Source organism: Streptomyces sp. CLV115, from assembly GCF_038448545.1.
Taxonomy (GTDB): Bacteria; Actinomycetota; Actinomycetes; order Streptomycetales; family Streptomycetaceae; genus Streptomyces; species Streptomyces sanglieri.
This window is the reverse complement of sequence record NZ_JBCEWQ010000469.1, coordinates 1-258: the sequence shown is the minus strand read 5'-3', so window position 1 is coordinate 258 and position 258 is coordinate 1. Positions and strand designations below refer to the sequence as shown.

1 protein-coding gene is annotated in these 258 nt (G+C 79.1%); it reads left to right on the top strand.

What is annotated here, in order from left to right:
* A partial coding sequence (locus tag AADR41_RS42685) for a hypothetical protein (RefSeq protein WP_342287844.1) occupies nt 1-258 on the top strand: 258 nt, incomplete at both ends.

Genomic DNA, 258 nt, shown 5'->3' with positions numbered 1-258 from the left:
TCGCCTTACGAGTCGCACGACGACGCGTACGCGCCGGCGCCGCCTCCACGACCTCGGCCTCGGCCTCCGGCTCGGCAACCGGCACAGCGGCCTCGGCCACCTCGGCGGCCTGCGGCGCACCCGCCGGGGCCGTCGCCTTACGAGTCGCACGACGACGCGTACGCGCCGGCGCCGCCTCCACGACCTCGGCCTCGGCCTCCGGCTCGGCAACCGGCACAGCGGCCTCGGCCACCTCGGCGGCCTGCGGCGCACCCGCCG